Origin of the sequence: Micromonospora matsumotoense (assembly GCF_050951065.1) — a bacterium.
GTDB classification, from domain to species: domain Bacteria; phylum Actinomycetota; class Actinomycetes; order Mycobacteriales; family Micromonosporaceae; genus Micromonospora; species Micromonospora matsumotoensis.
The window spans coordinates 20,902-42,424 of the sequence record NZ_CP192025.1 but is presented as its reverse complement, the minus strand read 5'-3'; the positions used below and the strand labels follow the sequence as shown (position 1 = coordinate 42,424).

22 protein-coding genes and 1 pseudogene are annotated in these 21,523 nt (G+C 74.6%); 8 read left to right on the top strand and 15 right to left on the bottom strand.

All coding sequences use genetic code 11. The features are described from left to right. Positions 1-22: 22 nt before the first annotated feature. The 6 genes from ACQP1S_RS00220 to ACQP1S_RS00195 form a co-directional block, all read right to left on the bottom strand. Positions 23-595: an FAD-dependent monooxygenase gene (locus ACQP1S_RS00220; RefSeq protein WP_432901897.1), complete on the bottom strand. Its 573-nt coding sequence runs from the start codon at positions 593-595 to the stop codon at positions 23-25. 131 nt (positions 596-726) lie between these two features. Next, positions 727-1,629 carry a sulfurtransferase gene (locus ACQP1S_RS00215; protein WP_432901895.1) on the bottom strand — a complete coding sequence of 301 codons (903 nt, stop codon included), beginning with the start codon at positions 1,627-1,629 and terminating at the stop codon, positions 727-729. A 174-nt stretch (positions 1,630-1,803) separates the two neighbouring features. Next, complete coding sequence (locus ACQP1S_RS00210) at positions 1,804-2,529, bottom strand: imidazolonepropionase-like domain-containing protein (protein ID WP_432901893.1); 726 nt, start codon at positions 2,527-2,529, stop codon at positions 1,804-1,806. 2 nt (positions 2,530-2,531) lie between these two features. After that, positions 2,532-3,302, bottom strand: coding sequence for an SGNH/GDSL hydrolase family protein (locus ACQP1S_RS00205; RefSeq protein ID WP_432901891.1), 771 nt, complete (start codon positions 3,300-3,302; stop codon positions 2,532-2,534). A gap of 9 nt (positions 3,303-3,311) precedes the next feature. Next, positions 3,312-3,593 (bottom strand): hypothetical protein, encoded by a 282-nt coding sequence (locus ACQP1S_RS00200; protein WP_432901889.1) that lies wholly within the window; start codon positions 3,591-3,593, stop codon positions 3,312-3,314. A gap of 279 nt (positions 3,594-3,872) precedes the next feature. Next, positions 3,873-4,223, bottom strand: a complete 351-nt coding sequence (locus tag ACQP1S_RS00195; RefSeq protein ID WP_432901887.1) for a hypothetical protein — start codon at positions 4,221-4,223, stop codon at positions 3,873-3,875. A gap of 220 nt (positions 4,224-4,443) precedes the next feature. On the opposite strand from ACQP1S_RS00195, the pseudogene ACQP1S_RS00190 reads away from it, so the two are divergent. Together ACQP1S_RS00190 and ACQP1S_RS00185 are read left to right on the top strand one after the other, a co-directional pair. Then, positions 4,444-5,248, top strand: a pseudogene (locus tag ACQP1S_RS00190) (helix-turn-helix domain-containing protein). Then, the gene (locus tag ACQP1S_RS00185; RefSeq protein ID WP_091249277.1) at positions 5,239-5,433 is read left to right on the top strand and encodes a DUF397 domain-containing protein; all 195 of its coding nucleotides are present in this window, start codon (positions 5,239-5,241) and stop codon (positions 5,431-5,433) included. The pseudogene ACQP1S_RS00190 and the gene ACQP1S_RS00185 overlap by 10 nt, the downstream one beginning before the upstream one ends. Before the next feature lie 85 nt (positions 5,434-5,518). Here ACQP1S_RS00185 and ACQP1S_RS00180 read toward each other — a convergent pair whose 3' ends face one another. Continuing rightward, positions 5,519-6,253, bottom strand: a complete 735-nt coding sequence (locus tag ACQP1S_RS00180) for a class I SAM-dependent methyltransferase (RefSeq protein WP_432901885.1) — start codon at positions 6,251-6,253, stop codon at positions 5,519-5,521. Between the two features lie 239 nt (positions 6,254-6,492). On the opposite strand from ACQP1S_RS00180, the gene ACQP1S_RS00175 reads away from it, so the two are divergent. From ACQP1S_RS00175 to ACQP1S_RS00160, 4 genes are all read left to right on the top strand, one after another. Then, positions 6,493-8,289: a proline--tRNA ligase gene (locus ACQP1S_RS00175; protein ID WP_432901883.1), complete on the top strand. Its 1,797-nt coding sequence runs from the start codon at positions 6,493-6,495 to the stop codon at positions 8,287-8,289. A gap of 63 nt (positions 8,290-8,352) precedes the next feature. Beyond that, on the top strand, positions 8,353-8,772 hold the full coding sequence (locus ACQP1S_RS00170) for a CBS domain-containing protein (RefSeq protein ID WP_328341649.1): 420 nt from the start codon (positions 8,353-8,355) through the stop codon (positions 8,770-8,772). A gap of 138 nt (positions 8,773-8,910) precedes the next feature. After that, on the top strand, positions 8,911-9,336 hold the full coding sequence (locus ACQP1S_RS00165; protein ID WP_091249266.1) for a SufE family protein: 426 nt from the start codon (positions 8,911-8,913) through the stop codon (positions 9,334-9,336). A gap of 20 nt (positions 9,337-9,356) precedes the next feature. Further along, on the top strand, positions 9,357-9,989 hold the full coding sequence (locus ACQP1S_RS00160) for a DsbA family oxidoreductase (RefSeq protein WP_432901880.1): 633 nt from the start codon (positions 9,357-9,359) through the stop codon (positions 9,987-9,989). A gap of 228 nt (positions 9,990-10,217) precedes the next feature. Here ACQP1S_RS00160 and ACQP1S_RS00155 read toward each other — a convergent pair whose 3' ends face one another. The 6 genes from ACQP1S_RS00155 to ACQP1S_RS00130 all read right to left on the bottom strand — a co-directional run bounded on the left by ACQP1S_RS00155 (position 10,218) and on the right by ACQP1S_RS00130 (position 14,422). Continuing rightward, positions 10,218-10,766, bottom strand: coding sequence for a YbaK/EbsC family protein (locus ACQP1S_RS00155; RefSeq protein WP_091249259.1), 549 nt, complete (start codon positions 10,764-10,766; stop codon positions 10,218-10,220). Between the two features lie 168 nt (positions 10,767-10,934). Beyond that, on the bottom strand, positions 10,935-11,129 hold the full coding sequence (locus ACQP1S_RS00150) for a hypothetical protein (protein ID WP_091249256.1): 195 nt from the start codon (positions 11,127-11,129) through the stop codon (positions 10,935-10,937). A gap of 37 nt (positions 11,130-11,166) precedes the next feature. Next, complete coding sequence (locus tag ACQP1S_RS00145; protein ID WP_432901878.1) at positions 11,167-11,952, bottom strand: SDR family oxidoreductase; 786 nt, start codon at positions 11,950-11,952, stop codon at positions 11,167-11,169. A gap of 63 nt (positions 11,953-12,015) precedes the next feature. Next, positions 12,016-12,651 (bottom strand): GAP family protein, encoded by a 636-nt coding sequence (locus ACQP1S_RS00140; protein WP_432901876.1) that lies wholly within the window; start codon positions 12,649-12,651, stop codon positions 12,016-12,018. Between the two features lie 50 nt (positions 12,652-12,701). Beyond that, positions 12,702-14,072, bottom strand: a complete 1,371-nt coding sequence (locus ACQP1S_RS00135; protein ID WP_432901874.1) for an MFS transporter — start codon at positions 14,070-14,072, stop codon at positions 12,702-12,704. A gap of 89 nt (positions 14,073-14,161) precedes the next feature. Further along, complete coding sequence (locus ACQP1S_RS00130; RefSeq protein ID WP_091249246.1) at positions 14,162-14,422, bottom strand: hypothetical protein; 261 nt, start codon at positions 14,420-14,422, stop codon at positions 14,162-14,164. Between the two features lie 200 nt (positions 14,423-14,622). Here ACQP1S_RS00130 and ACQP1S_RS00125 point away from each other — a divergent pair, with 200 nt between their 5' ends. After that, the gene (locus ACQP1S_RS00125; protein WP_432901872.1) at positions 14,623-19,068 is read left to right on the top strand and encodes an HAD-IC family P-type ATPase; all 4,446 of its coding nucleotides are present in this window, start codon (positions 14,623-14,625) and stop codon (positions 19,066-19,068) included. A 16-nt stretch (positions 19,069-19,084) separates the two neighbouring features. On the opposite strand, the gene ACQP1S_RS00120 is transcribed toward ACQP1S_RS00125, so the two are convergent. Together ACQP1S_RS00120 and ACQP1S_RS00115 are read right to left on the bottom strand one after the other, a co-directional pair. Further along, complete coding sequence (locus tag ACQP1S_RS00120; RefSeq protein ID WP_432908495.1) at positions 19,085-20,047, bottom strand: L-threonylcarbamoyladenylate synthase; 963 nt, start codon at positions 20,045-20,047, stop codon at positions 19,085-19,087. A 34-nt stretch (positions 20,048-20,081) separates the two neighbouring features. Beyond that, positions 20,082-20,531 (bottom strand): hypothetical protein, encoded by a 450-nt coding sequence (locus ACQP1S_RS00115; protein WP_432901870.1) that lies wholly within the window; start codon positions 20,529-20,531, stop codon positions 20,082-20,084. 205 nt (positions 20,532-20,736) lie between these two features. On the opposite strand from ACQP1S_RS00115, the gene ACQP1S_RS00110 reads away from it, so the two are divergent. Then, complete coding sequence (locus ACQP1S_RS00110; protein WP_432901868.1) at positions 20,737-21,498, top strand: HAD-IA family hydrolase; 762 nt, start codon at positions 20,737-20,739, stop codon at positions 21,496-21,498. Positions 21,499-21,523 lie beyond the last annotated feature (25 nt).

Here is a 21,523-nt window from a genome sequence, read left to right as displayed (position 1 = left end):
GCCCGACGACCGCGTGTCGGGTTTACCGCCGAACTACCGCCGACCGGCTCACCGCTCGTCCCCCTGCCGGAGGGTCGTCGCGCGCTGCTGGAGGCCGGCGAGCCGCAGCGCGATCCGGCGGCACCCCGGACACCGCGCGCAGCGCCAGGTCCCGCAGCGGACGGCCGGCGGGCGGCAGGGTGGCGAGCCGGGTCAGCCGGGCGGCGAAGCCGACGACCTCCTCGGCGGGCGGCCGCCGGGTGGCGGCGTAGTCGTCCAGCACAGTGTCGGGGTGGCCGGCGAGGACGTCGCCGAGGGTGACACCGAGGGCGACCGCGTCGCAGATGCCGAGGTTCATCCCCTGCCCGCCGGCCGGGCTGTGCCCGTGCGCGGCGTCGACGGCGAGCAGCGCCCGGCCGTGCCGGTAGTGGTCGGCGATCCGGTGGTGGACGCGGAACCGGGAAATCCAGAGCACGTCGGTCAGCCGGTCCGGCCGCCGGGTCGGGCCGCGTTCGTCGAGGAGCGCCTGGAGTCGGGCGGCATCCGGGTCGCGGGGCGCGTCGGCGACGGCGGCGACCGCCCCCGCGGCGTCGTGGTCCAGGCCGCCGGGCCGCAATTGGGCGGATGTTGCGGTGTCCCGAGGCTGGGATACCGCAACATCCGCCCAGGCGCGACCCAGCCCGGCGCGACCCAGCCCGGCGCGACCCGGACCCAGGCCGGGCGCGGCCGGGTCGTCGGGGTGGGTGGTCAGCCGGCCAGGCCACCGGGCTGGTCGCCCCTGACCACGGGGGCCCGGACCAGGTTGCCCCACTCGGTCCACGAGCCGTCGTAGTTGCGCACCTGCGGGAAGCCCAGCAGGTGGTGCAGCACGAACCAGGTGTGGCTGGACCGCTCACCGATCCGGCAGTACGCCACCACGTCGTCGGCCGGGCTCAGCCCGAGCTGGTCGGTGTAGATCGCCCGCAGCTCGTCGGCCGACTTGAAGGTGCCGTCGTCGTTGGCGGCGGACTTCCACGGCTTGCTCACCGCGCCCGGGATGTGCCCGCCGCGCAGCGCGCCCTCCTGCGGGTAGTCCGGCATGTGCAGCATCTCGCCGGTGTACTCGCCCGGCGAACGGACGTCGACCAGCGGCCGACCCGCCGCCACGTGCGCCATCACCTGCTCCCGGTACGCCCGGACCGGCGCGTCGTCGCGCTGCGGCACCGGATAGTCGGCACGCGGCCGGGCCACCTTGTCCCGGGTCAGCTCGCGCCCCTCGGCGACCCACTTCTGCCGGCCACCGTCGAGCAGCCGGACGTCGGCATGCCCGAACAGGGTGAACACCCACAGCGCGTACGCGGCCCACCAGTTGAAGTTGTCGCCGTAGAAGACGATCGTGTCGCCCCGGTCGATGCCCTTGGCGGCGCACAGCTCGGCGAAGCTCTCCGCGTCCAGGTAGTCCCGGGTGACCTGGTCGTTCAGCTCGGTGTGCCAGTCGACCTTGACGGCCCCGGGGAGGTGACCGGTGTCATAGAGCAGCACGTCCTCGTCGGATTCGACCACGACGAGACCCTCGTCGCCGAGGTGCTCGGCCAACCACTCGGTGGTGACCAGCCGCTGCGGGTCGGCGTACGACTGGAGGCGGGGATGCGGATCACTCGGCACAGACATGATCCCCAAGTTACGCCGGAATCCGGGGCGTCGACCGCCAATGGGACCGGACCGGCTCGGCCGACCCGCCCGGACGCGACCGTGCCCCACCAGCCGACGCACCCGTCGAGCGGGCCGGGCAGACCATCCCCGAGGAGCCGGTCAGATCGCGTCGCGCTCCACCGACCCGCCCGGTCAGGCGCGACGGTGGACCAGGCGGCCGGCGACGACGGTGGCGAGGCAGCGGCCGTCGTCGGCGAAGACGGCCAGGTCGGCCCGGCCGCCGACAACGAGTGCAGGGGGTCGTACCGCGTCGAGGACGGCGACGTCGTTGCGGGCCGCCGCCGCGCGTACCGCCGGGTCGGTGAGGTGTGCGGCGAGCACCGCGCCGACGCCCGACCGCAGCAGCGCGTGCACCCGTTCGCGCGGGCTGGGGGCCGGCGGCAGCGGCCCGTCGTGCACCAGCGCCGGCCCGAGGGTGCCGGGCCACCGCCGCACCCGCACCATCGGGTACGCCTGCGTCAGCTCCCCGGTCGGGCCGACCGCCTCGATCCGGTCACCGTCGACCAGCACCGCCCAGCCCGACAGCGGCCCACCGTCGCCCGGGACCGGCTGATCCGACAGCGGCCCGGCGGAGACTGAAGCCGGCCGGTGCGACGACGCATCGACGTCAGCCGAGGCCGGCTGGTCCGGCGGCGGCCCGCCAGAGACCGGCACCGCCCGGCCCGACAGCGCATCGTCCCCCGACGTCGCCCGGCCCGACAGCGCATCGTCCCCCGACGTCGCCCGGCCCGACAGCGCGTCGTCCCCCGACGTCGCCCGGTCCGACAGCGCATCGTCGTCGCCCGGCACCGGCCGGACCGGTGGCGGCTCGTTGTCGTGGGTGAGGCGCAGCAGGGGGGCGGTGTGCAGGGTGCGCACGGTCAGTCGGCCAGCGGGCCGAGGATCGGGCGCTTCGCGGTGACCGTGTCGCCGGAGGACCGGCCGGTGAGCCGACGGGTGATCCACGGGGCCAGGTGCCGGCCGACCCAGCTCAGGTCGGCGGCGCGGGCGGCGAGCCAGGGGGTGGCGGCCGGGTGCTCCGGCACCATCAGCCACTCCTCGTCGCAGCCCACCCCGAGCGCGGTCAGCACCTGGCCGGCGACCCGCCGGTGCCCGGCGGCGGACAGGTGCAGCCGGTCGGGGCTCCAGAGCATCGGGCTGAGCCGGAACGTGTCGTCGGAGAACAGGTCGATCAGGATCGCGCCGTGCCGCTCGGCGATCTCGCCGATGATCCGGTTGATCAGCGCGATCCGGGGTGAGACGAGGCGCTGGCCGGGCAGCCGGGCCAGCACGTCGGCGAACCGGAAGAGGATCACGTCGGCGCCCCCGGACCGCAGCCGGCCCACCACGGCGTCGAACCGGGTGGCCAGCGCGTCCGGGTCGAAGGTACGGCGCAGCACGTCGTTGCCGCCGGCCGCGAAGCTGACCAGGTCGGGCTTCATGGCGAGCGCGGAGGGCACCTGCTCGGCGACGACACTCGGGAAGAGCCGGCCCCGGATGGCCAGGTTCGCGTAGCCGAAGTCCGGCCCGGCCTCGGCAGCCAGCCGGGTCGCCACCAGGTCCGCCCAGCCCCGGTAGGTGCCGTCCGGGTAGGCGTCGTCCATGCCCTCGGTGAAGCTGTCCCCGACCGCCACGAAGCTCTGCCAGCGCACGCCGCCCCCTCATGCCCTCGTTGACTGCGGCGACCAGTCTGTCACCGGCCAGCCTTCGCCTGCCGCCGCCCACCATCCGAACGTGGCCCAGGTCATCTCCCGCCACCCCATACCCTTGATCCACTCACCTGCCGCACCGTTGATCCACCCACGGGCGACGTTGATCCCCACCTTCCGCACCGTTGATCCCCCACCATCCGCAAGGTTGATCCACTCACCCGGACCGACGTTGATCCACTCGCACGGGCCGACGTTGATCCACTCACCTGAGCTGAAATAGCGGTATTTCACACCTTCGGATACCGCTATTTCGGCCCCATGCCGCCGCCCACCCCGACCAGCCCGGCCCGACCCCGGCCGGCCCGGCCCGAGCAACCCAGCCCGACCAGCCCAACCCGGCCCGGCCCGGCCCGAGTAGTCCAGCCCAGCCCGACCAGTCCAGCCCAGCCCGGCCCGGCCCGACCAGCCCAACCCGACCAGCCCAGCCCGACCAGCCCAAGCCGGCCCGTCCAGCCCAGCCCGGCCCGACCAGCCCGACCAGCCCGGCCCGAACGATTCGGCCCGGCCGGCTCAGCCCGGCGGGGACAGGGGCGGGGCGCCCGGTCGCCGGCGGTAGGGGGCCCAAGCGACGAAGCGCTCGAACAGGTCACGCGGCGTCGGCCCGTCCTGCGGGTTCAGCCGGAACAGGTCATGGCTCGCCTCGTGATAGAGCCCGGACAGATAGACGGCCAGGTCGACGAGGTGTGCGTCGTACTCGATGCGGAGCAGCAGCCGGGCCTCGGCGCACGGCCACGGGCCGCCGCAGGCCCGGCACACCCACAGCGGTCGCAGCGGCAGGTGCGGCCGGCCGCCCGGCGGATGGGCGCGCGGCCGGTCGGCATACGGGCCGAGGCGTGGCACTGGAAACGAACGGGAGTTCACCGGTCTCGACCTCCTGTGGTGGTGGGGGTGGGGCCGCCCCTGCACGGGGGGTCACGGGCGGCCCCGGCGCGGGCCGGACGGAAGGCGACCCGCTGGTGACATTCTGGTGATGACACCACTACTCTCGGAAGGCATCGACGCCGGGCTGGGCGAGGTCGGGTCGACGGCGAGGGCCGTCCGGTCAGACCGGGGAGGCGGCCGGGACAACCGTGGAGGACGTGTGGAAAGTGAACCGACCGCCGAGCTGATCCGGGCACAACTGCGCAGACTGCGGCTGCACGCGGAGCTGAGCCAAGGAGGAGTTCGGCAAGCTGGTCCACTTCTCCGGCTCCCAGATCTCCGCCATCGAGCTGGGCCAACGCCCGTTCGACCGGCTGTTCCTGAAACGGGCGGACGAGGTCCTGACGACCGGCGGGCTGCTCACCTCACTGCTCAGGCTGGCCGAGCGCTACTCGCAACCGAACTGGTTCCGGCCCTGGCTGGAGGCCGAACGCCAGGCACAGCAGCTCTGGTGTTACCACCCGACGCTCGTCCCGGGTCTGTTGCAGACGGAGAACTACGCCCGTGCGGTGCTCCGAGCCGACGACATGCTCAGCGACGACGAGGTGGAGCGGCGGCTCGCGGTCCGGTTGGACCGGCAGAGCGTGCTCAGTCGTTCGCAGCCGCCGAAGCTGATCGCGGTGGTCGAGGAGGCGGTGCTCCGGCGCGCGGACGAGAGCTTCCGGGGCCTGATGGTCCAGCAGATCGCCCACCTTCTGGAGTGCGTCGACCAGCCGAACGTCAGTGTCCACGTGATACCCGCCGAGGTCAGCACCCACGTGGGTCTCGCCGGCCCGTTCACGCTGGCGCTCGGCAACGACAGCGGTTGGGTCGGTCATCTGGAGAACCAGCTCAATGGCACCACGATCGACAAGGACGGGGAGCTGACTATCCTGATCTCGCGGTGGGAGAGCGTCCGCAGCGAGGCCCTGCCCCACAACCAGTCGGCACTGCTGATGAAGGAAGTGATGACGTCATGGAGCTGACCGGTGCCACCTGGCGCAAGTCCACCCGCAGCGGCAACGGCGAGTGCGTCGAGGTCGCCGACGACCTGCCCGGCGTCGTCGGGGTGCGCGACAGCAAGGACCCGACCGGTCCCGTCCTCACCTTCGACCGCCAGGCCTGGCGGTCGTTCGTCACCGCCACCGGCAACGGTGTCGGCACCCGCTGACCCGTCCCGGCCCGACGAGGGCAGCCGGCTACGTCGGAGGCCGGCGGCTACGTCGGAGGCCGGCGGCTACGTCGGAGGCCGGCGGCTAGGCCAGGCGGTAGACGGAGACGTGGGAGCGGGATTCGGCGGTGAACTCGCCGCCGGTCCAGTCCGCGTGCCGGCTCTCCAGGGCGAACCCGGCGAGCTGCGCCATCAGATCCAGCTCGGCGGGCCAGATGTAGCGGTGCGGGGTACGGAACAGCTCCGCCTGCCGGCCGTCGGCGAACCTGAAGTGGTGCGACACTACGTGCTGCGCCAGCACGTCGTAGGTGTCCAGGCCGAGGTAGCCGGGTTCGGAGTGCCAGACGACGGCCTGCTGCCCGGGTGGGAGTTTGCGCAGCTCGGGCACCCACAGCTCGACGACGAACCGGCCACCGTCGCCGAGGTGGCGGGCGGCGTTGCGGAAGCACGCCACCTGCTCGGCCTGGCTGAGCAGGTTGGCGATCGTGTTGTAGACCAGATAGACCAGTGAGTATTCGCCGGGGGCGACGGCGGTGGCCATGTCTCCGGCGACCACCGGGATGGTCTGCGCGTCCACCTTGGTCCGGAGCTGCGCGATCATCGGGGCGGACAGTTCGATGCCGGTGACCGGCACCCCTCGGGCGGCGAGCGGGACGGCCACCCGGCCGGTGCCGATCGCGAACTCCAGCGCCGGCCCGTCACCCGCAAGCGCAGCGAGCCGGTCCACCGTGGGCCCCAGCACCTCAGGGGCGAACATCCCGTTGCCCGGCGTGTCATACCGCCGGGCAGCCTCCCCGTCCCAGATCTCCTCCTGCCGCATACACCGACAATCACCACCCCCCACCCTCTCTGTCCACCGATTTCCCCCCAGCGCCCCCACCCCGGCCGCCCGCCGCCGGCCCCCGCCGGCCCCGCCCGCCGCCGGCCCCCATCGTGGGTGATCAAGAAGTTTGTGGGCCTACGAGCTGAAAATTTGACGCAAACCTCTTGATCAACGCGACAGGGGCGGGCGGTGCGAAACGGGTCGCCGGGAGGGTGGGCGGGTTCTAGGCTGCCCGGATGCTGCTTCGTACGTCGACCACCCTGCTGCGGACCCTGCGGGAGGACCCGGCGGACGCGGAGGTGCCGAGCCACCGGCTCCTGCTGCGCGCCGGTTACATCCGTCGCGTCGCCCCGGGCGGGTACGCCTGGCTGCCGCTGGGCAAACTGGTGCTGGACCGGGTCACCGAGATCGTCCGGTCGGAGTTGGCCGCGATCGGCGACCAGGAGGTGCACTTCCCGGCGCTGCTGCCGGCGGAGCCGTACCGGACCAGCGGCCGGTGGGCGGAGTACGGCGACGACATCTTCACCCTCGCCGACCGACGGGGTGCCGAGCACCTGCTCGCCCCGACACACGAGGAGATGGCGACGCTGCTGGTCAAGGATCTGGTTTCGTCCTACCGGGACTTCCCGCTGACGATCTTCCAGATCCAGACGAAGTTCCGCGACGAGGCCCGCCCCCGGGCCGGGCTGCTGCGCGGACGGGAGTTCCTGATGAAGGACGCCTACTCGTTCGACCTGGACGACGAGGGCCTGCGCGAGTCGTACGCCCGGCACCGGGCCGCGTACCGGCGGGTCTTCGGCCGGTTGGGGCTGGACCACACGGTGGTGCAGGCGGTCTCCGGGGCGATGGGCGGGTCGGCCTCGGAGGAGTTCCTGGCCACCACCCCGGTCGGTGAGGACACCTACGTCGGCTGCACGGCCTGCGACTACGCGGCGAACACCGAGGCGGTGACGACCCCCGCCCCGCCCGCCGGTGACCCGGATTCGCACCTACCCGCCGAGGTGCACGACACCCCGCAGACCCCGACCATCGCCGCCCTGGTGGCGCTCGCCAACGACCGGAAGCTCGCCGGGCGGCACGACTGGACCGCCGCCGACACCCTGAAGAACGTGGTGCTGACCGTACGCCGGCCCGGCGCGGAGGCAGCCGAGGTGCTGGTGATCGGGCTGCCCGGCGACCGGGAGGTGGACCTCAAGCGGGTCGCGGCAGCGCTGCACCCGGCCGCCGTGACGGTCTTCGACGACTGGGCCGCCCACCCCGGGCTGGTCCGGGGCTACCTCGGGCCGCAGGTGCTGGCCGGGCTCGGCCTCCGCTACCTGGTCGACCCCCGGGTGGTCACCGGCACCGCCTGGCTGACCGGGGCCAACGAGCCGGGGCGGCACGCCACCGATGTGGTCTGCGGACGGGACTTCGCGCCCGACGGCACCATCGAGGCCGCCGAGGTGCGCCCGGGTGACCCCTGCCCCGCCTGCGGCACCACCGGGACCACCGGAGCCGGCGACGGCGGCGGCGGCGGCGAGCTGACCATGCGGCGGGGCATCGAGATCGGGCACATCTTCCAGCTCGGCCGCCGGTTCACCGACGCGTTCGCCCTCGACGTGCTGGGCGCGGCGGGCAAACCGGTCCGGCCCACCATGGGCTGTTACGGCATCGGGGTGTCCCGGGCGGTCGCCGCGATCGCCGAACAGCACCACGACGAACGGGGGTTGGTCTGGCCGGCGGCGGTCGCGCCGTGCGACGTACACCTGGTGGTGGCCGGGAAGGGGCCGCAGCTCGACGCGGCGCTCGACCTCGGCGGTCGGCTGTCGGCCGCCGGCCTGCGGGTGCTCGTCGACGACCGGGCCAACGTCTCCGTCGGGGTGAAGTTCGCCGACGCCGAGCTGATCGGCATCCCCCGCGCCGTCGTGGTCGGCCGCCGACTTCCCGAGGGGTACGTCGAGCTGCGTGAGCGGGCCACCGGCGGGCACGAGGAGGTCGCCTGGGAAGGCCTGGTCGACCAGCTTCTACGTCGGGTTCGCGGCGGCGGGGTGTAGCGGACGTGCCACGGGGTATCGAAGTGGGATCGTCCAAGGGTGGTTGTTGTGCGGAGGGCTCTCATGTACCGGGTCAGTGACGTGATGACGAAGCAGGTGGTCTATCTGTCGGCGGAGACCACCCTGGACGAAGCGGCCAGGGTGATGAAGGAGGCCGACATCGGGGACGTGGTGGTCACCGACGGCTCCACGCTGGCGGGCCTGCTGACCGACCGGGACATCGTGGTGCGGGCGGTCGCCGAGTGCAGCGACCCGGCCAGCACCTCGATCGGCTCGATCACCACCCGGGAGGTGGTGATGATCGAGCAGCACGCCACGGCCGGCGAGGCGGTGGCGTTGATGCGCGAGCGCAACATCCGACGCATCCTGGTCTGCGACAACGAACGCAAGCTCGTCGGCATCGTCTCCCTGGGCGACCTGGCGATGCAGCTCGACCCCAGCTCGGCGCTCGCCGACATCAGCGAGGGCGCACCGAACAACTGACCCGCCCGGGGCGGGCGACCCACGACCGGTGTGGTCGCCCGCCCGGCACTCCCTCGTCCCGGCTCCTTCCCGCCCGCACACGGGCGGTACGGCAGTCTGGTGGCAGACCCACGCGGGGTGCGGCGGTAGCCTGGCGGGATGTCCGAGATGCCGACGAGGCTGGCCGAGATCGTCGGGGAGTTCACCGACGCCCCCCGCGACGTGGTGCTGGAGATGCTGCTGGAGTACGCCGACGTGATCCCGCCGCTGCCGGCCGGGGTGGATCGCGACGACCTGGAGCAGGTCCCCGAGTGTCAGACGGCGTTCTTCCTGCGTGCCGAGGTCAACCCGGACCGCACGGTGACCACTCTGTTCGACTGCCCGCCGGAGGCGCCCACCACCCGGGCCTTCGCCGGCATCCTCGCCGAAGGGCTGGCCGGGGCGAGCGCCACGCAGGTGCTGGACGTGCCGGACGACCTCTACCAGCGGATGGGCCTGGCCCAGGTGATCAGCCCGTTGCGGGTGCGCGGCGGCACCGCGATCCTGGCCCGACTCAAGCGGCAGGTGCGGGAACAAGCTGGCTGAGCTGGGGGTTGTCTCCGATCATGGAGATCGAGATCTACGCCGACGTGGTCTGCCCCTGGTGCTACATCGGCAAGCGCCGCTTCGAACAGGCCCTGGCGTCGTACGACGGCGAGGTGACCGTCCGGTACCGGCCGTTCCAACTGGACCCGACGCCGGTGACCGCGCCGCAGCCGCTGCTGGACGCGCTGGCCGCGAAGTTCGGCGGCCAGGAACGGGCCCAGTCGATGGCCGGGCAGGTGACCCAGGTGGCCGCCGAGGTGGGGCTGACGCTGAACTTCGACCGGGCGGTGAGCGCCAACACCTTCGACGCGCACCGGTTGGTCCGCTTCGCCGACGGGCACGGCCGGGCGGGTGACGTGGTCGAGGCGCTCTACCGGGCGCACTTCACCGACGGGGTCGATGTCGGCTCACCCGAGGCGCTGGTCGCGCTGGCGGTCTCCGTCGGGCTGGACGAGACGGAGACGCGCGAACACCTGGCGTCGAACGAGGGCCGACGCGAGGTGGCCGCCGACCTGGCCGCCGCCCACCAACTCGGGGTGAGCAGCGTGCCGACCTTCGTGCTCGCCGGCAAGTACGGCGTCACCGGAGCGCAGGAGCCGGAGACCCTGCTCGCCGCGCTGACCGAGGTCGCCCAGCGCGAATCGGCCGGCTGACCCCGCAAGACCGGCACCTCACCGAGGTCAAGCTGCTGACGCGTCCCCGCTCCCAGCCCGGCACACACAGGACGACCTAGCCCGGCCGAGCTAGGTCGACCGGGCCGAGCGGGGTGGGGTGGGCTGGGTGGGCTGGGCTGGGCTGGGCTGGCGCAGGGTGCGGCGACCCCCATCAGACATCGACGATCATGATGTTTCACGTGCAACAACATCGATGATCGTGATTTGCTAGGCGGGTCGGGCCAGGCCCTCCACCACCCGCGCACCCGGCAGTGCGCCGAGCGCCGGCCCGGGGAGGGCGATCTTGCTGTGCCGTACGCCGGAGCCGATGATCACGTGCGGGGTGGCGATCACCCGGGCGTCGACCAGGATCGGCCACGATTCCGGCAGCCCGATCGGGGTGATCCCGCCGTACTCCATCCCGGTCGCCTCGACCGCGTCGGCCATCGGGGCGAAGCTCGCCTTGCGGACGTCCAGCGCCCGGCGGACCACCCCGTTGACGTCGGCCCGGGTGGTGGCGAGCACCACGCACGCGGCGTACCGGATCTCGCCCTCCCGCTTGCCGGCGATCACCACACAGTTCGCCGACACGTCCAGCCCCACCTCGTACGCGGCACAGAAGGCCGCCGTGTCGGCCAGCGTGGCGTCGATCGGCGCGACTAGGACGTCGTCGACGTCGACGGGCGCCTCCGCCGACCACTGCGCCAGCGCGGCGGCCACCGGCGTCGCCAGCAGGTCGGATCGGGTCCGGGCGGGCTCGGTCTTCAACGTTCCCATCACGGCAGCGATCCTCGCACCTCACGCCGCAGGCCACCCGCCGGGGCACGCCCGCAGGTCGTCGTGGACGCCGCAGGCCGCCGGGCACGCCGCAGGCCGCCGGGCACGCCGCAGGACGCCGGGGATGCCGACCGACGGCCGGCCGACAGGGCCGACAGGGCCGACGGATCAGTTGCCGCCGAGGAAGGAATTCTCCTGCAGGAACGCCCGGTCGTCGGCCGTCGCCGACCGGCCGACCCGCAGCACCTGCGGCCGACGGGCCTCCAGATCCTCCATGCCGTGCCGCACGGCGAGGCGGATCACCCCGTAGAGGAAGACCAGACCGAACACGTAGAGCAGCACCGTGACGACGAAGACCAGCATGGCGTCACGGTAGGCAGAACGTGAACCCGCGCCCGGCTCATCTTCGGCCGGGTCCCCCGTACGTGTCGACCAGGTAGTCGGACCAGGTCCGGCGGCCGGTCGGGACGGCGGTCGTGGTCAGCCCACCCGCCCGCAGCTCCCGACCCAGCCGCCCCGGCAGGCGCACCGGCAGCAGTGGACCACGGGACCGCCGGGCCGCCCGCCAGGCCCGTACCGCCTCGTCGAAGCGGAGCACCTGCGGACCGCCGTACTCCTCGACCCCGGTCAGCGGGCCGGCGGCGAGGCGGTCCGCGAGCCGGGCGGCCACCTCGTGCTGGTCGACCGGCTGGGCCAGCACCGCCGGGTCACCCGGTACCGGGCCGAGCCGGCCCGCCGCCCGCAACAGCCGGTCCAGGAACACCGGGAACTGGGTGGCCCGCAGCACCGTCCACGGCACCGGTCCGGCAGCCACCACCTGCTCCGCCGCCTCCTTGTGCCGGTAGTACGGGATCGGCACCCGGTCCACGCCGACGATCGAGACGTACAGCAGATGGGCCACGCCCGCGTGCCCGGCGGCCAGGACCAGCCGGCGGGTGCCCAGCACGTCCACCCGGTGCGTCCGGGTGCCGCCACCGGGCCGGGAGGCCAGGTGCAGCACCGCGTCCATCCCGGCCACCGCCTCGGCCAAGCCGGCCCCGGTGTCCAGGTCGGCGACCACCCAGTCCGCCGCCGGGTCGTGCCGGGGCCGCCGGCTCATCGCCCGCACCGTGAATCCGTCGGTACGCAACCGGGGCAGCACCGCCCGCCCCAACGTCCCGCCGGCACCCGTCACCAGCACCCGCATCCCGTCTCCCTCCGCCAACCGCCCGACGGGCCGGCCACCCGGAACGTGACACGGCCCCCGGCCTCACCTGAGCAGGTCGACGACGGTCAACGCGAGGAAGAAGACGACCACCGCCTCGCTGATGATCCACGAGTGCCGGTCCGCCCAGTCGCGCATCCGGGGCAGCGCCCGGTCCGCCCGGTCACCGAGCAGCAGCAACGCCAGCAGCGGCAACGCGAGCAACAGCAGGGTCAGCAGCATGAACGGCACCAGGTGCCACCACGACAGGCCGTGCCGGGCCGCGCTCGCCCCCACCGTCACCATCGTGAGGTCGTCGGAGGGCATCACCACGAAGAGCAGCAGTCCCAGCCGGAGCGCGTACCCGAAGCCGGCGTGCTGGAGGCGGCCCATCCACTTCGGCTCGCCGGAGGAGTGCCGCCGGACGAACACCACCACCGCCAGCACCACCAGCAGCCCGAGCACCACCCAGTCGATGGCCGTCTCGACCGGGCTGCGGCCACCCCCGCCGGCCGCGCCCTTGATCACCCGGAAGACCAGCCAGGCGAGGGTCGTACCGACGACCACCACGATCGCGGCGCCGGTCAGGAAGCCCAGCGACGCCCGACGGGGCCGGTCGCCGGAGGCGAGGAAGACCGCCGCCACCAGCTGCGTACCGGCCACCATCACCACGGCCATCGGCAGGATCGTCAGGAAGTTCATCGCCCACCATCCTCCCGGTCACCCCGGTCGACCAGGCGGGATTCGATGGATCAGGCGGGATGTCCCCGGCCCGGCACCACCCGGCCGGCGAGCAGCGCGCCGAGCAGCGCGCAGCCCACCGCCACGGCGAGCGTCCCCGCGTAGCCGGCCGGACCGGGCGTCGTCCCGGCGGCGAGCACCGTGCCGGTCAACGCCAGCACCGTAGCGGTGAACAGCGAGTCGGCCAGTTGCAACGACGAACTGTTGCGCCCCTGCTCGTCGGGGGTCGACAGGGCCAGGGTCAACACCGACAGCGACGGGTACGCCAGGCCCATCCCCAGACCGGCCACCGCCCAACCGGCCACCCCGACCGCCACCGGCACCGCCGGCCAGACGGCGAGGGTGACCGTGGCCGTGCCCGCCGCCACGCAGGCCAGGCCCCACCGGGGCAGGGTCGCCGAGGAGCGCGGCGGCGGCAGCCGCCCCTGGAGCCAGGAACCCACCGACCAGGACAGCGCCCCGACGGTCAGCACCAGGCCGGCGGCGGTCGGCGAGAAACCCCGCTGCCGGGACAGCATCAGCGGGATGACCACCTCCGCACCGGCGAAGGCCGCCGCCGCCAACCCGCGCAGACCCACCACCGTGGGCAGGCCCCGGGCGGCCCGCAGGAACCCCGCCGGGAGCAGCCGGGGCGCGCAGACCCCCAGACCGGCGAGGGCCACCGCCACCAGGGTCACGGCGAACGCGCCGCGCTGCTGCCCCCCGTGGTGCAGCAGTGCGGCGCTCACCCCCGCCCCGGCCGCCCAGCCGATCCGGGCCGCCGCGCCCGCCGGTGGCCCGGCCGGCGTCGGCCGGTCGAGCGTGCGCAGGCCCGACTCGACCAGCAGCACCGCCGGCAACGCCACCACCGGCACCGCGAGGAAGACCCACCGCCAGCCCAGGTGTTCCACGATCAGCCCGGCCACCGCCGGCCCGACCAGCGACGGGATGACCCACGCCGCCGCGAACGCGGCGAAGACCCGCCGCCGCAGCTGCTCCGGGTACGCCTGCCCGACCACCACGTACAGCGCGACGGAGAGCAGCCCGGACCCGAAGCCCTGCACCGCCCGACCGATCACCAACGTGCCCATCGCGTCGGCGCTCCCGGCGACGAGCAACCCGACGACGAACAGCCCCACCCCGCCCCACATCGGGGCGCGTGGTCCCCGGGCGTCGCACCAGATGCCGGAGAGCACCATGGCCAGCACCCCGGCGGCGAACGAACCGCCGAAGGCGAGCGCGTAGAGCCCCAACCCGTCCAGCGCGCGGGCCACCGTGGGCATCGCGGTGCCCACCGCCAACGCCTCGAAGGCGAGCAGTGACACCAGGGCGACGCTGCCCACCGTCATCGCCCGCAGCCGGGGATCGTAGAGGCGGGCCGCCGGGGCGAGGGTGGCGGTCACCGAACGGCCCCGGCCCGGGGCGGTACGTCAGGCATGCGCCCAGCCTGCGACCTGCACCCTGGTTCAGGTCAAGGGTGAGCCTGGTCTCGTCACGCCGATTCCAGCGCCTCCCCGAGCCCCTTGGCCAGCCCCGACAGGTGCTGGTCGGCGAGCAGGTGGCCGGCGGTGATCACCAGGGCGAGCGGCCACTCGATGACCTGGAGGGCGGCGAGCACCCCCAACCCGGCGTAGTAGGCGATCTTGTCGGGCGGTGGCACCGCCACCTCGCCCAGCATCGGCACCTCCACCCGTCGGGTGTATGCGCGGACCATCTCGTGACTGCCACTGAGGTGACGCGTGATCGTGCTCATCCCGGCCTCCTGCCGACTCGTCGGGTCGTCAGCCGGATTCCACCGGCACCGCCGTCCATGCCCCGCCACCGGCGGGAACTTCCCCCGCCCGGAGGGCATAACGGATGCCCTACCGGGAAGCCAGGCCGCCTGACGAACGCAGGAGGCGCGATGGCGTACGGCGGCAGTGGGCGGGGCCGACGCATCGGCCGCACCGCTCGATGACCACGCTGGGCCGGATCGCCGGCCGGGTCCTCCCGTCGGTGCCGGTGCCCCCGCTGCTCGCCGACGCGTCCCGCACCGCCGGTTCGGCCGCCGGACGGCTGGCCCGGGTGGCCGGGCTGACCCGCCGCCGGGTCTGGTCCCGCGACGGTCGGCACCACATCGAGGTGCACGGCGTCTGCCAGGACGGCGGCGACCGGCTGGCCCGTCAGGTCGAGGCGGCGCTGGAACAGCTCCCCGGAGTGGCCTGGGCCCGGGTGAACGCCCCCTCCGGCCGGGTGGTGGTGGCCGTCGAGGAACCGAGGCCGAAGCTGGCGGCCCTGATCGACACGGTGGCCCGGATCGAGCGGGTCTGCCCGCACGAACCGGACCCGGAGATCCCGCCCCCGCATCCGCCGGAGGACGGGCCGCGTACCCCCCGGACCCTCGGCGCGCTCGCCTCCGACGCGCTCGGCCTGACCATCTCCGCCGCCACCCGGATCCTGCCGTTCACCCCGATCCCGGGGGAGGTGGCCGGCCTGCTCACCGCCGTCGACCTGCACCCGAAGCTGCACGACCTCGCCGGCCGGGGGTTGCGCGCCGACCCGCGCACCGAGGTGCTGTTCCCGCTCGCCGAGGCGGTCGTGCAGGGCCTGACCGGCGGCTGGGCCGGCATCGTCCTCGACGGCGCGCAGCGGATCGTGCAGTGGGGTGAGGCGCGCGCCCAGCTCGCCGCTTGGACCCGGGCCGAGCCGGGGCTGACCGGTGACCCGGAACGCGCCGTCGCCCGCTCACCCGGGGCCCAGCGGCCCTGCCCCCGCCCCGACGGCCCGGTCGAACGGTACGTCTCGACGATGCTCGCCACCGGGGCTGCCGCCGGTGCCGCCGCGTGGCCCGTCGCCGGGCCGAAGCGGGCCGCCGCGCTCGGGCTCGCCGCACTGCCCAAGGCCCCCGGCAGCGGCCGTGAGGGGTACGCCGCCGAGCTCGGCCGGGTGCTGGCCCGGCGCGGCGTGATCGCCATGGACCGTAGCGTGCTGCGGGAACTCGACCGGATCGACACGGTGGTGCTGGACTCGGCCGTGCTCGGTTCAGCCCGGGGTGTCCTCGCCGACCTGGCCCCGGTGTCCGACACGGACACCGGTGAGGTGGTCGGGCGGGCGTTCGCCCTCTTCGACCCCGACCACCCGGACGACGTCCACGAGGCGGACGGCTGGCGGCTCGGACCCCTGGCCGACCTCGACGCCGACGACCCGGGGGACACCCCGGACAGCCGGCGGCTGCGCGCGGCGGGCGGCCCGCTGCTCGGTCTCGTCCACCACGGCAGCCTCACCGCCGTCGTCCGGGTCGCGCCCGAACCGGCTCCCGGCGTCGACGCGCTGACCGCCGCCGCCCGGCACGCCGGCCTGCGCCTGGTGGTCGGCGGCGACGACCCGCAGCGGTACGGCTTCGCCGATGCGGTGCTGCCCGGCGGGGACCGGCTCGCCGGGTCCGTCCGTACGCTGCAACGCGACGGCGCGGTGGTGATGTTGGTGTCCGGCGACCGGGCCGCGCTGGCCGGCTCCGACTGCGGGCTCGGGGTGGCCGCCCCCGAGGACCTGCCGCCGTGGGGCGCCCACCTGCTCGTCGGCACCGACCTGCGGATTCCCGCGCTGCTGATCGAGGCGGCCGGGGTGGCCCGACGGATGACCGGGCAGAACATCCGCCTCGCCATGGCCGGCACCGGGCTCGGCGCGTTGGGGGCGTTCACCGCCGCGGCACCGCAGCTGCCCGGCCGCAGCCTCGCCGCCGTCAACGGCGCGGCGGCGCTGGCCTTCGCCAACGGCGTGTGGCGGGCCCGCCGGCTGCCCGACCCGGCCGAGGCACCGGCGGCGGCCACCACCGCCTGGCACCTGATGCCGGTGTCGGCCGTGCTGCGCCAACTGGACACCACCCCGGATGGACTGACCGGTGCCGAGGCGCAGCACCGGCACCGCGCCGACCCGGATGCGGCCGCCGGCCACGTCAGCCTGTTCCGGGCCTTCGTCGACGAGCTGGCCAACCCGCTCACGCCGGTGCTGGCCGCCGGTGCGGTCCTCTCCGCGGCGTTCGGCTCACTGGTCGACGCGGCCCTGGTCGGCGGCGTGGTCGGCGGATCGGCGCTGGTCGGGGCGGTGCACCAGCGCAACACCGACCGGGCGCTCGCCGAGTTGCTGTCCCGCTCGGCGGTCACCGCACGGGTGCTGCGGGACGGGGCCGAGCGGGTGGCCGCCGCCGAGGAACTGGTCCCCGGCGACGTGGTGACCCTCGGCCCGGGGGACGCGGTGCCGGCCGACTGCCGGGTGCTCACCGCCGGCGGGTTGGAGGCCGACGAGTCGTCGCTGACCGGTGAGTCGTTGCCGGTGACCAAGGGGGCCGATCCGGTGGTCGCCGCCGCCCTGGCCGACCGCACCTCGATGCTCTACGAGGGCACCACCATCGCCGCCGGTCACGGCACCGCAGTGGTGGTGGCGACCGGTGCGCAGACCGAGTCCGGCCGGAGCCTCGCGCTGGCCCGCCAGGCCCCGCCGGAGAGCGGTGTGGAGGCCCGGTTGGGCACCATCACCCGCTCGGCGATCCCGTTGGCCGCCGGGTCGGCGATCGCGGTGGCCGGGGCGGGGCTGCTGCGGGGCGTACCGCTGAGTCAGACGGCGGCGACCGCCGCGAACCTGGCCGTGGCGTCGGTGCCGGAGGGGCTGCCGTTCCTGGTCAGCGCGGCGCAACTGGCCGCCGCGCGACGGCTGGCCGCGCACGGCGCGCTGGTCCGCAACCCGCGCACCATCGAAGCGCTGGGCCGGGTGGACGTGCTCTGCTTCGACAAGACCGGCACCCTCACCGAGGGCAAGCTGCTGCTCGCCGGGGTCGGCGACGACGGCCGGTTCGCCGATCTACACGGCCTCGACGACCGGCTGCGCCGGGTCCTCGCCGCCGGGCTGCGCGCCACCCCCTACGCGGACGATCCCGAGGAACTGCCGCAGCACACCGACCGGGCGGTCCGGTACGGCGCACGGCAGGCCGGGGTGACCGAGCAGACCGGCGCGTCCGGTTGGGCGGCGGTCGGCGGGTTGCCGTTCGAACCGTCCCGGGGTTACCACGCCACCGTCGGCCGGACCGCCGACGGGCTGCTGCTCAGCGTGAAGGGTGCCCCGGAGACGGTGCTGCCCCGGTGTGGTGCGTGGCGGCTGCCGGGCGGCCGGGACGAGCCGCTGGACGCCGAACGCCGGGACCGGCTGCACACCGTGCTCGCCGGCCGGGCCGGGGCGGGGCACCGGATCCTCGCCGTGGCGGAGTGCCGGGCCGGTGCCGAGGCGGTCACCGACGACGAGGTGCGGGGGCTGGTCTTCGTCGGCTTCCTCGCCCTCGCCGACGGGGTACGGGAGAGCGCCGCCCCGGCGGTCCGTCGGATCCGGCAGGCGGGCGTGCACACCATCATGATCACCGGGGACCATCCGGCCACCGCCGAGGCGATCGCGTCGGCGATCAGCCCGGAGACCGACGGCCAACGGGTGGTCACCGCCTCCGAGCTGGACCAGTTGGACGACGCGGCGCTGGGTGAGCGGCTGGGCCGTACCGACGTGGTGGCCCGGTGCACCCCGGCGCACAAGGTGCGGATCATCCAGGCGTTGCAGAAGTGCGGGCGTACCGTGGCGATGACCGGTGACGGCGCCAACGACGCCCCGGCGATCCGGCTGGCCGACGTGGGCATCGCCCTCGGCCAGCGGGGCACCCCCGCCGCCCGTGCCGCCGCCGACCTGGTGGTCACCGACGACCGGTTGGAGACCATCATCGCCACCCTGGTCGAGGGGCGGGCGATGTGGTCGTCGGTACGCCACGCGCTGAGCATCCTGGTCGGCGGCAATCTCGGCGAGATCGCGTTCAGCGTGCTCAGCGCCGCCGTCACCGGCCGGTCGGCGCTCAACGGCCGGCAACTGCTCCTGGTCAACCTGCTCACCGACCTGGCGCCGGCACTGGCCATCGCGGTCCGGCCCCCCGACGCCGACCACGCCGACGGGTTGCTCCGCGAGGGGCCGGACGCCTCCCTCGGCGGCACCATGACCCGGGAGATCGGGCTGCGCGCCGCCGCCACCACCCTGGGGGCGACCGCCGGCTGGACGGCCGCCCGGTGGACGGGCCGGGAACGGCGGGCCGGCACGGTGGCCCTGGTCTCGCTGGTCGGCACCCAACTGGGGCAGACCGTCCTCGCCGGTGGCACCAGCCCGACGGTGCTCGCGTCGACCGCCGCCTCCGTCGGCGTGCTCGCCGCCGTGGTGCAGACACCCGGGTTGAGCCAGTTCTTCGGTTGCACCCCGCTCGGCCCGGTGGGCTGGGGCATCGCCGCCGGTTCGGCGCTCGGCGCGACCTTTGCCAACGGCGCGCTGACCCGCCTGGTGGAGCACCTGCCGGGCCCACCCGTCCGCTGGCCGGCCGCGTCGGACTCCGGCTCCTCCTAGACCGTCGCGCCGCTGGTCAGCCGGGCGGGGCCCAGGTGGCGGCGGCGCGTCCCAACCGGTCGTTGATCGCCCGGCCGACCCCCTCGTCGGGGACCGGCTCGGCGAGGATCTCGCTCACCCCGGCCGCGTCCAGCCGGTGCAGCGCATCGAAGAGCCGGGCGGCCGCCTCGGTCACGTCACCGGTGGGCGAGAGCACCTCGACCGCCGCGTAACCCGCCGCCGGGCCCTCCCGAAAGGCCAGGAACCCCCGCCGGACCCCGTCGTCCGGCGTCGGCCCCGCGCCCGCCACCACCCGCAACGGGGTACGCGGCGCGTAGTGCGCGGCCAACGTACCCGGTGCCACCGGCTGCCCGGAGCTGCCCGGACGGACGGTCACCGGGCCGACCGCCGCGACGAGTTCCTCCACGGCGAGCGCCCCGAGGCGCAGCACCACCGGGTGCGGGCCGCGCGCGTCCACGATGGTCGACTCGATCCCGCACCGGGTGGGGCCGCCGTCGAGCACCACGTCGACCGCCGCGCCGAGCCCGTGCACGACATGCTCGGCGCGGGTGGGGCTGAGCTGCCCGAACCGGTTGGCGCTCGGCGCGGCCACCGGCACCCCGGCAGCCCTGATCAACGCGCGGGCGGACGCCTCGTCGGGCACCCGGACAGCCATGGTGTCGAGGCCGGAGGTGACGATCGGCGGGATCGCGGCCGGCCGGTCCACGATCAGGGTGAGCGGCCCCGGCCAGAACCGCTCGGCCAGCGCCGCCACCGGCGGGGGCAGCGCGCCGACGAGGGCCGGCAGGTCGGCGGCGTCGGCCAGGTGGGTGATCAGCGGATCGAAGCCGGGCCGGGCCTTCGCCTCGAAGATCCGCGCCGCGGCCCGGGCGTCCAGCGCGTTCGCGCCGAGCCCGTAGACCGTCTCGGTGGGGAAGGCCACCAACCCGCCGGCCCGCAGCACGGCGGCGGCCTCGGCGATGCCGTGCGCGGCGGGCAGGACACGGGGGACGGCAATGGTCACGCCCTCGACGCTAGCCTGCCGCCCCGGCCGGGGCCGGTGCGGGTGGCGGTCGTCCACGCAAGGGTCGTCGTGCACGCACGGGCGTCGTCGGCCAGGCCGGTGCCGTCCGAGGTCGCCCGCCAGCCGGGCCCGGTGCCGTCGAGGGCTGCCCGCCGGTCGGGGCGAACGACGCGCGTGGCGGACCGGTTTCCGCCCAGCAGACGCCGCCCCGGAACTCGACGCCCGGGACACCGTCGACGACCCGGCTGAGGTCCGCGACGGAGGCGAGCGCCAGGGTGAGGTCACCGCGCAGCTCCGCGTCGGCGGACGGCAGGTCGTCCTCCTCCTGCGCCCAGTCGATGTCGGCGGCGCGCAGCTCGGCGACCGCGTGGCCGGTCAGCGCGGCCGGGTCGGTCACCGCGATGTCGATCCGGCAATGGAGTTGGAGACGCCGGCTGCCCGGGGCACCCTCGGTCGTCATGTGGCTCAGCGACGGCGACGGGACCGGCGCAGCGCCCAGATGCCCCCGCCGACGGCCAGCACCGTGGGCACCAGGCAGCAGAGCATCAGGACGATCAGGTGCCACGGTTTGATTGCTCCCATTGCCGAGAGGCTAGGGGACGGGCGCCGACCGCGCCGCCCCGGTCCGTTGCGCGCGGCCGGTCCCGCTGGGGAGGATTGCGGGCATGCTCCGCTCGCCGCACGCCCTCCTGTTGGACTTCGGTGGCGTCCTGGCCGATGCTCCCCCGCAGCCACCCGCCCCACCGCAGCTCGTCCGGCGGCTGTCCCACCTCGTCGGCGGTGCGGTGCCGGAGCGGCAACTCGCCGCCGACCTGGCCGAGGGCGCACGGAGCTATTCGGCCTGGCGCGACGGCGCGGGCCGGGAGGCCGAACCGGTGGAGCTGCCCCACTCCCGGGTCTGGGCGGAGTTCGTCACCCGGTCGTGGCCCCGCGCGGCCCGGGACGCCGTCGACCGGGAGGCGACCCCCCTGGCGTACGCCTGGGCCCGGCGGGCGGACTGGGCGGTGCGCCCGGGTATCCCCGACGCGCTCCGGGCGGCCACCGAGGCGGGCCTTCCGTTGGCCGTGGTGAGCAACACCCTCTGCGGTGCCGCGCACCGGGACTTCCTCGCCGGCGCCGGGCTCGCCGGGTTGTTCGCCGCCCAGTTCTACAGCGACGAAGCCGGCCCCCGGAAGCCCAACCCGCGACTGGCGCTGTTGGCGGCGGAGGCCGTCGGGGTGCCGATCGACCGCTGCTGGTTCGTCGGCGACACCCTCGGTCGGGACGTCGAGTGTGCCCGCCGCGCCGGGGCGGGCGCGGCGATCCTGATGCGCTCACCCCGCACCGACCGGGAACCGCCGCATCCCGCCGTCACCCCGGACGCCCGGGTCGATGACGGTCACGGCCTGCTCGCCCTGCTGCGGCAGGCCCGAGGCTCCGTCGGCTGAGGACCGACTCGCCCGCACCGTGTCG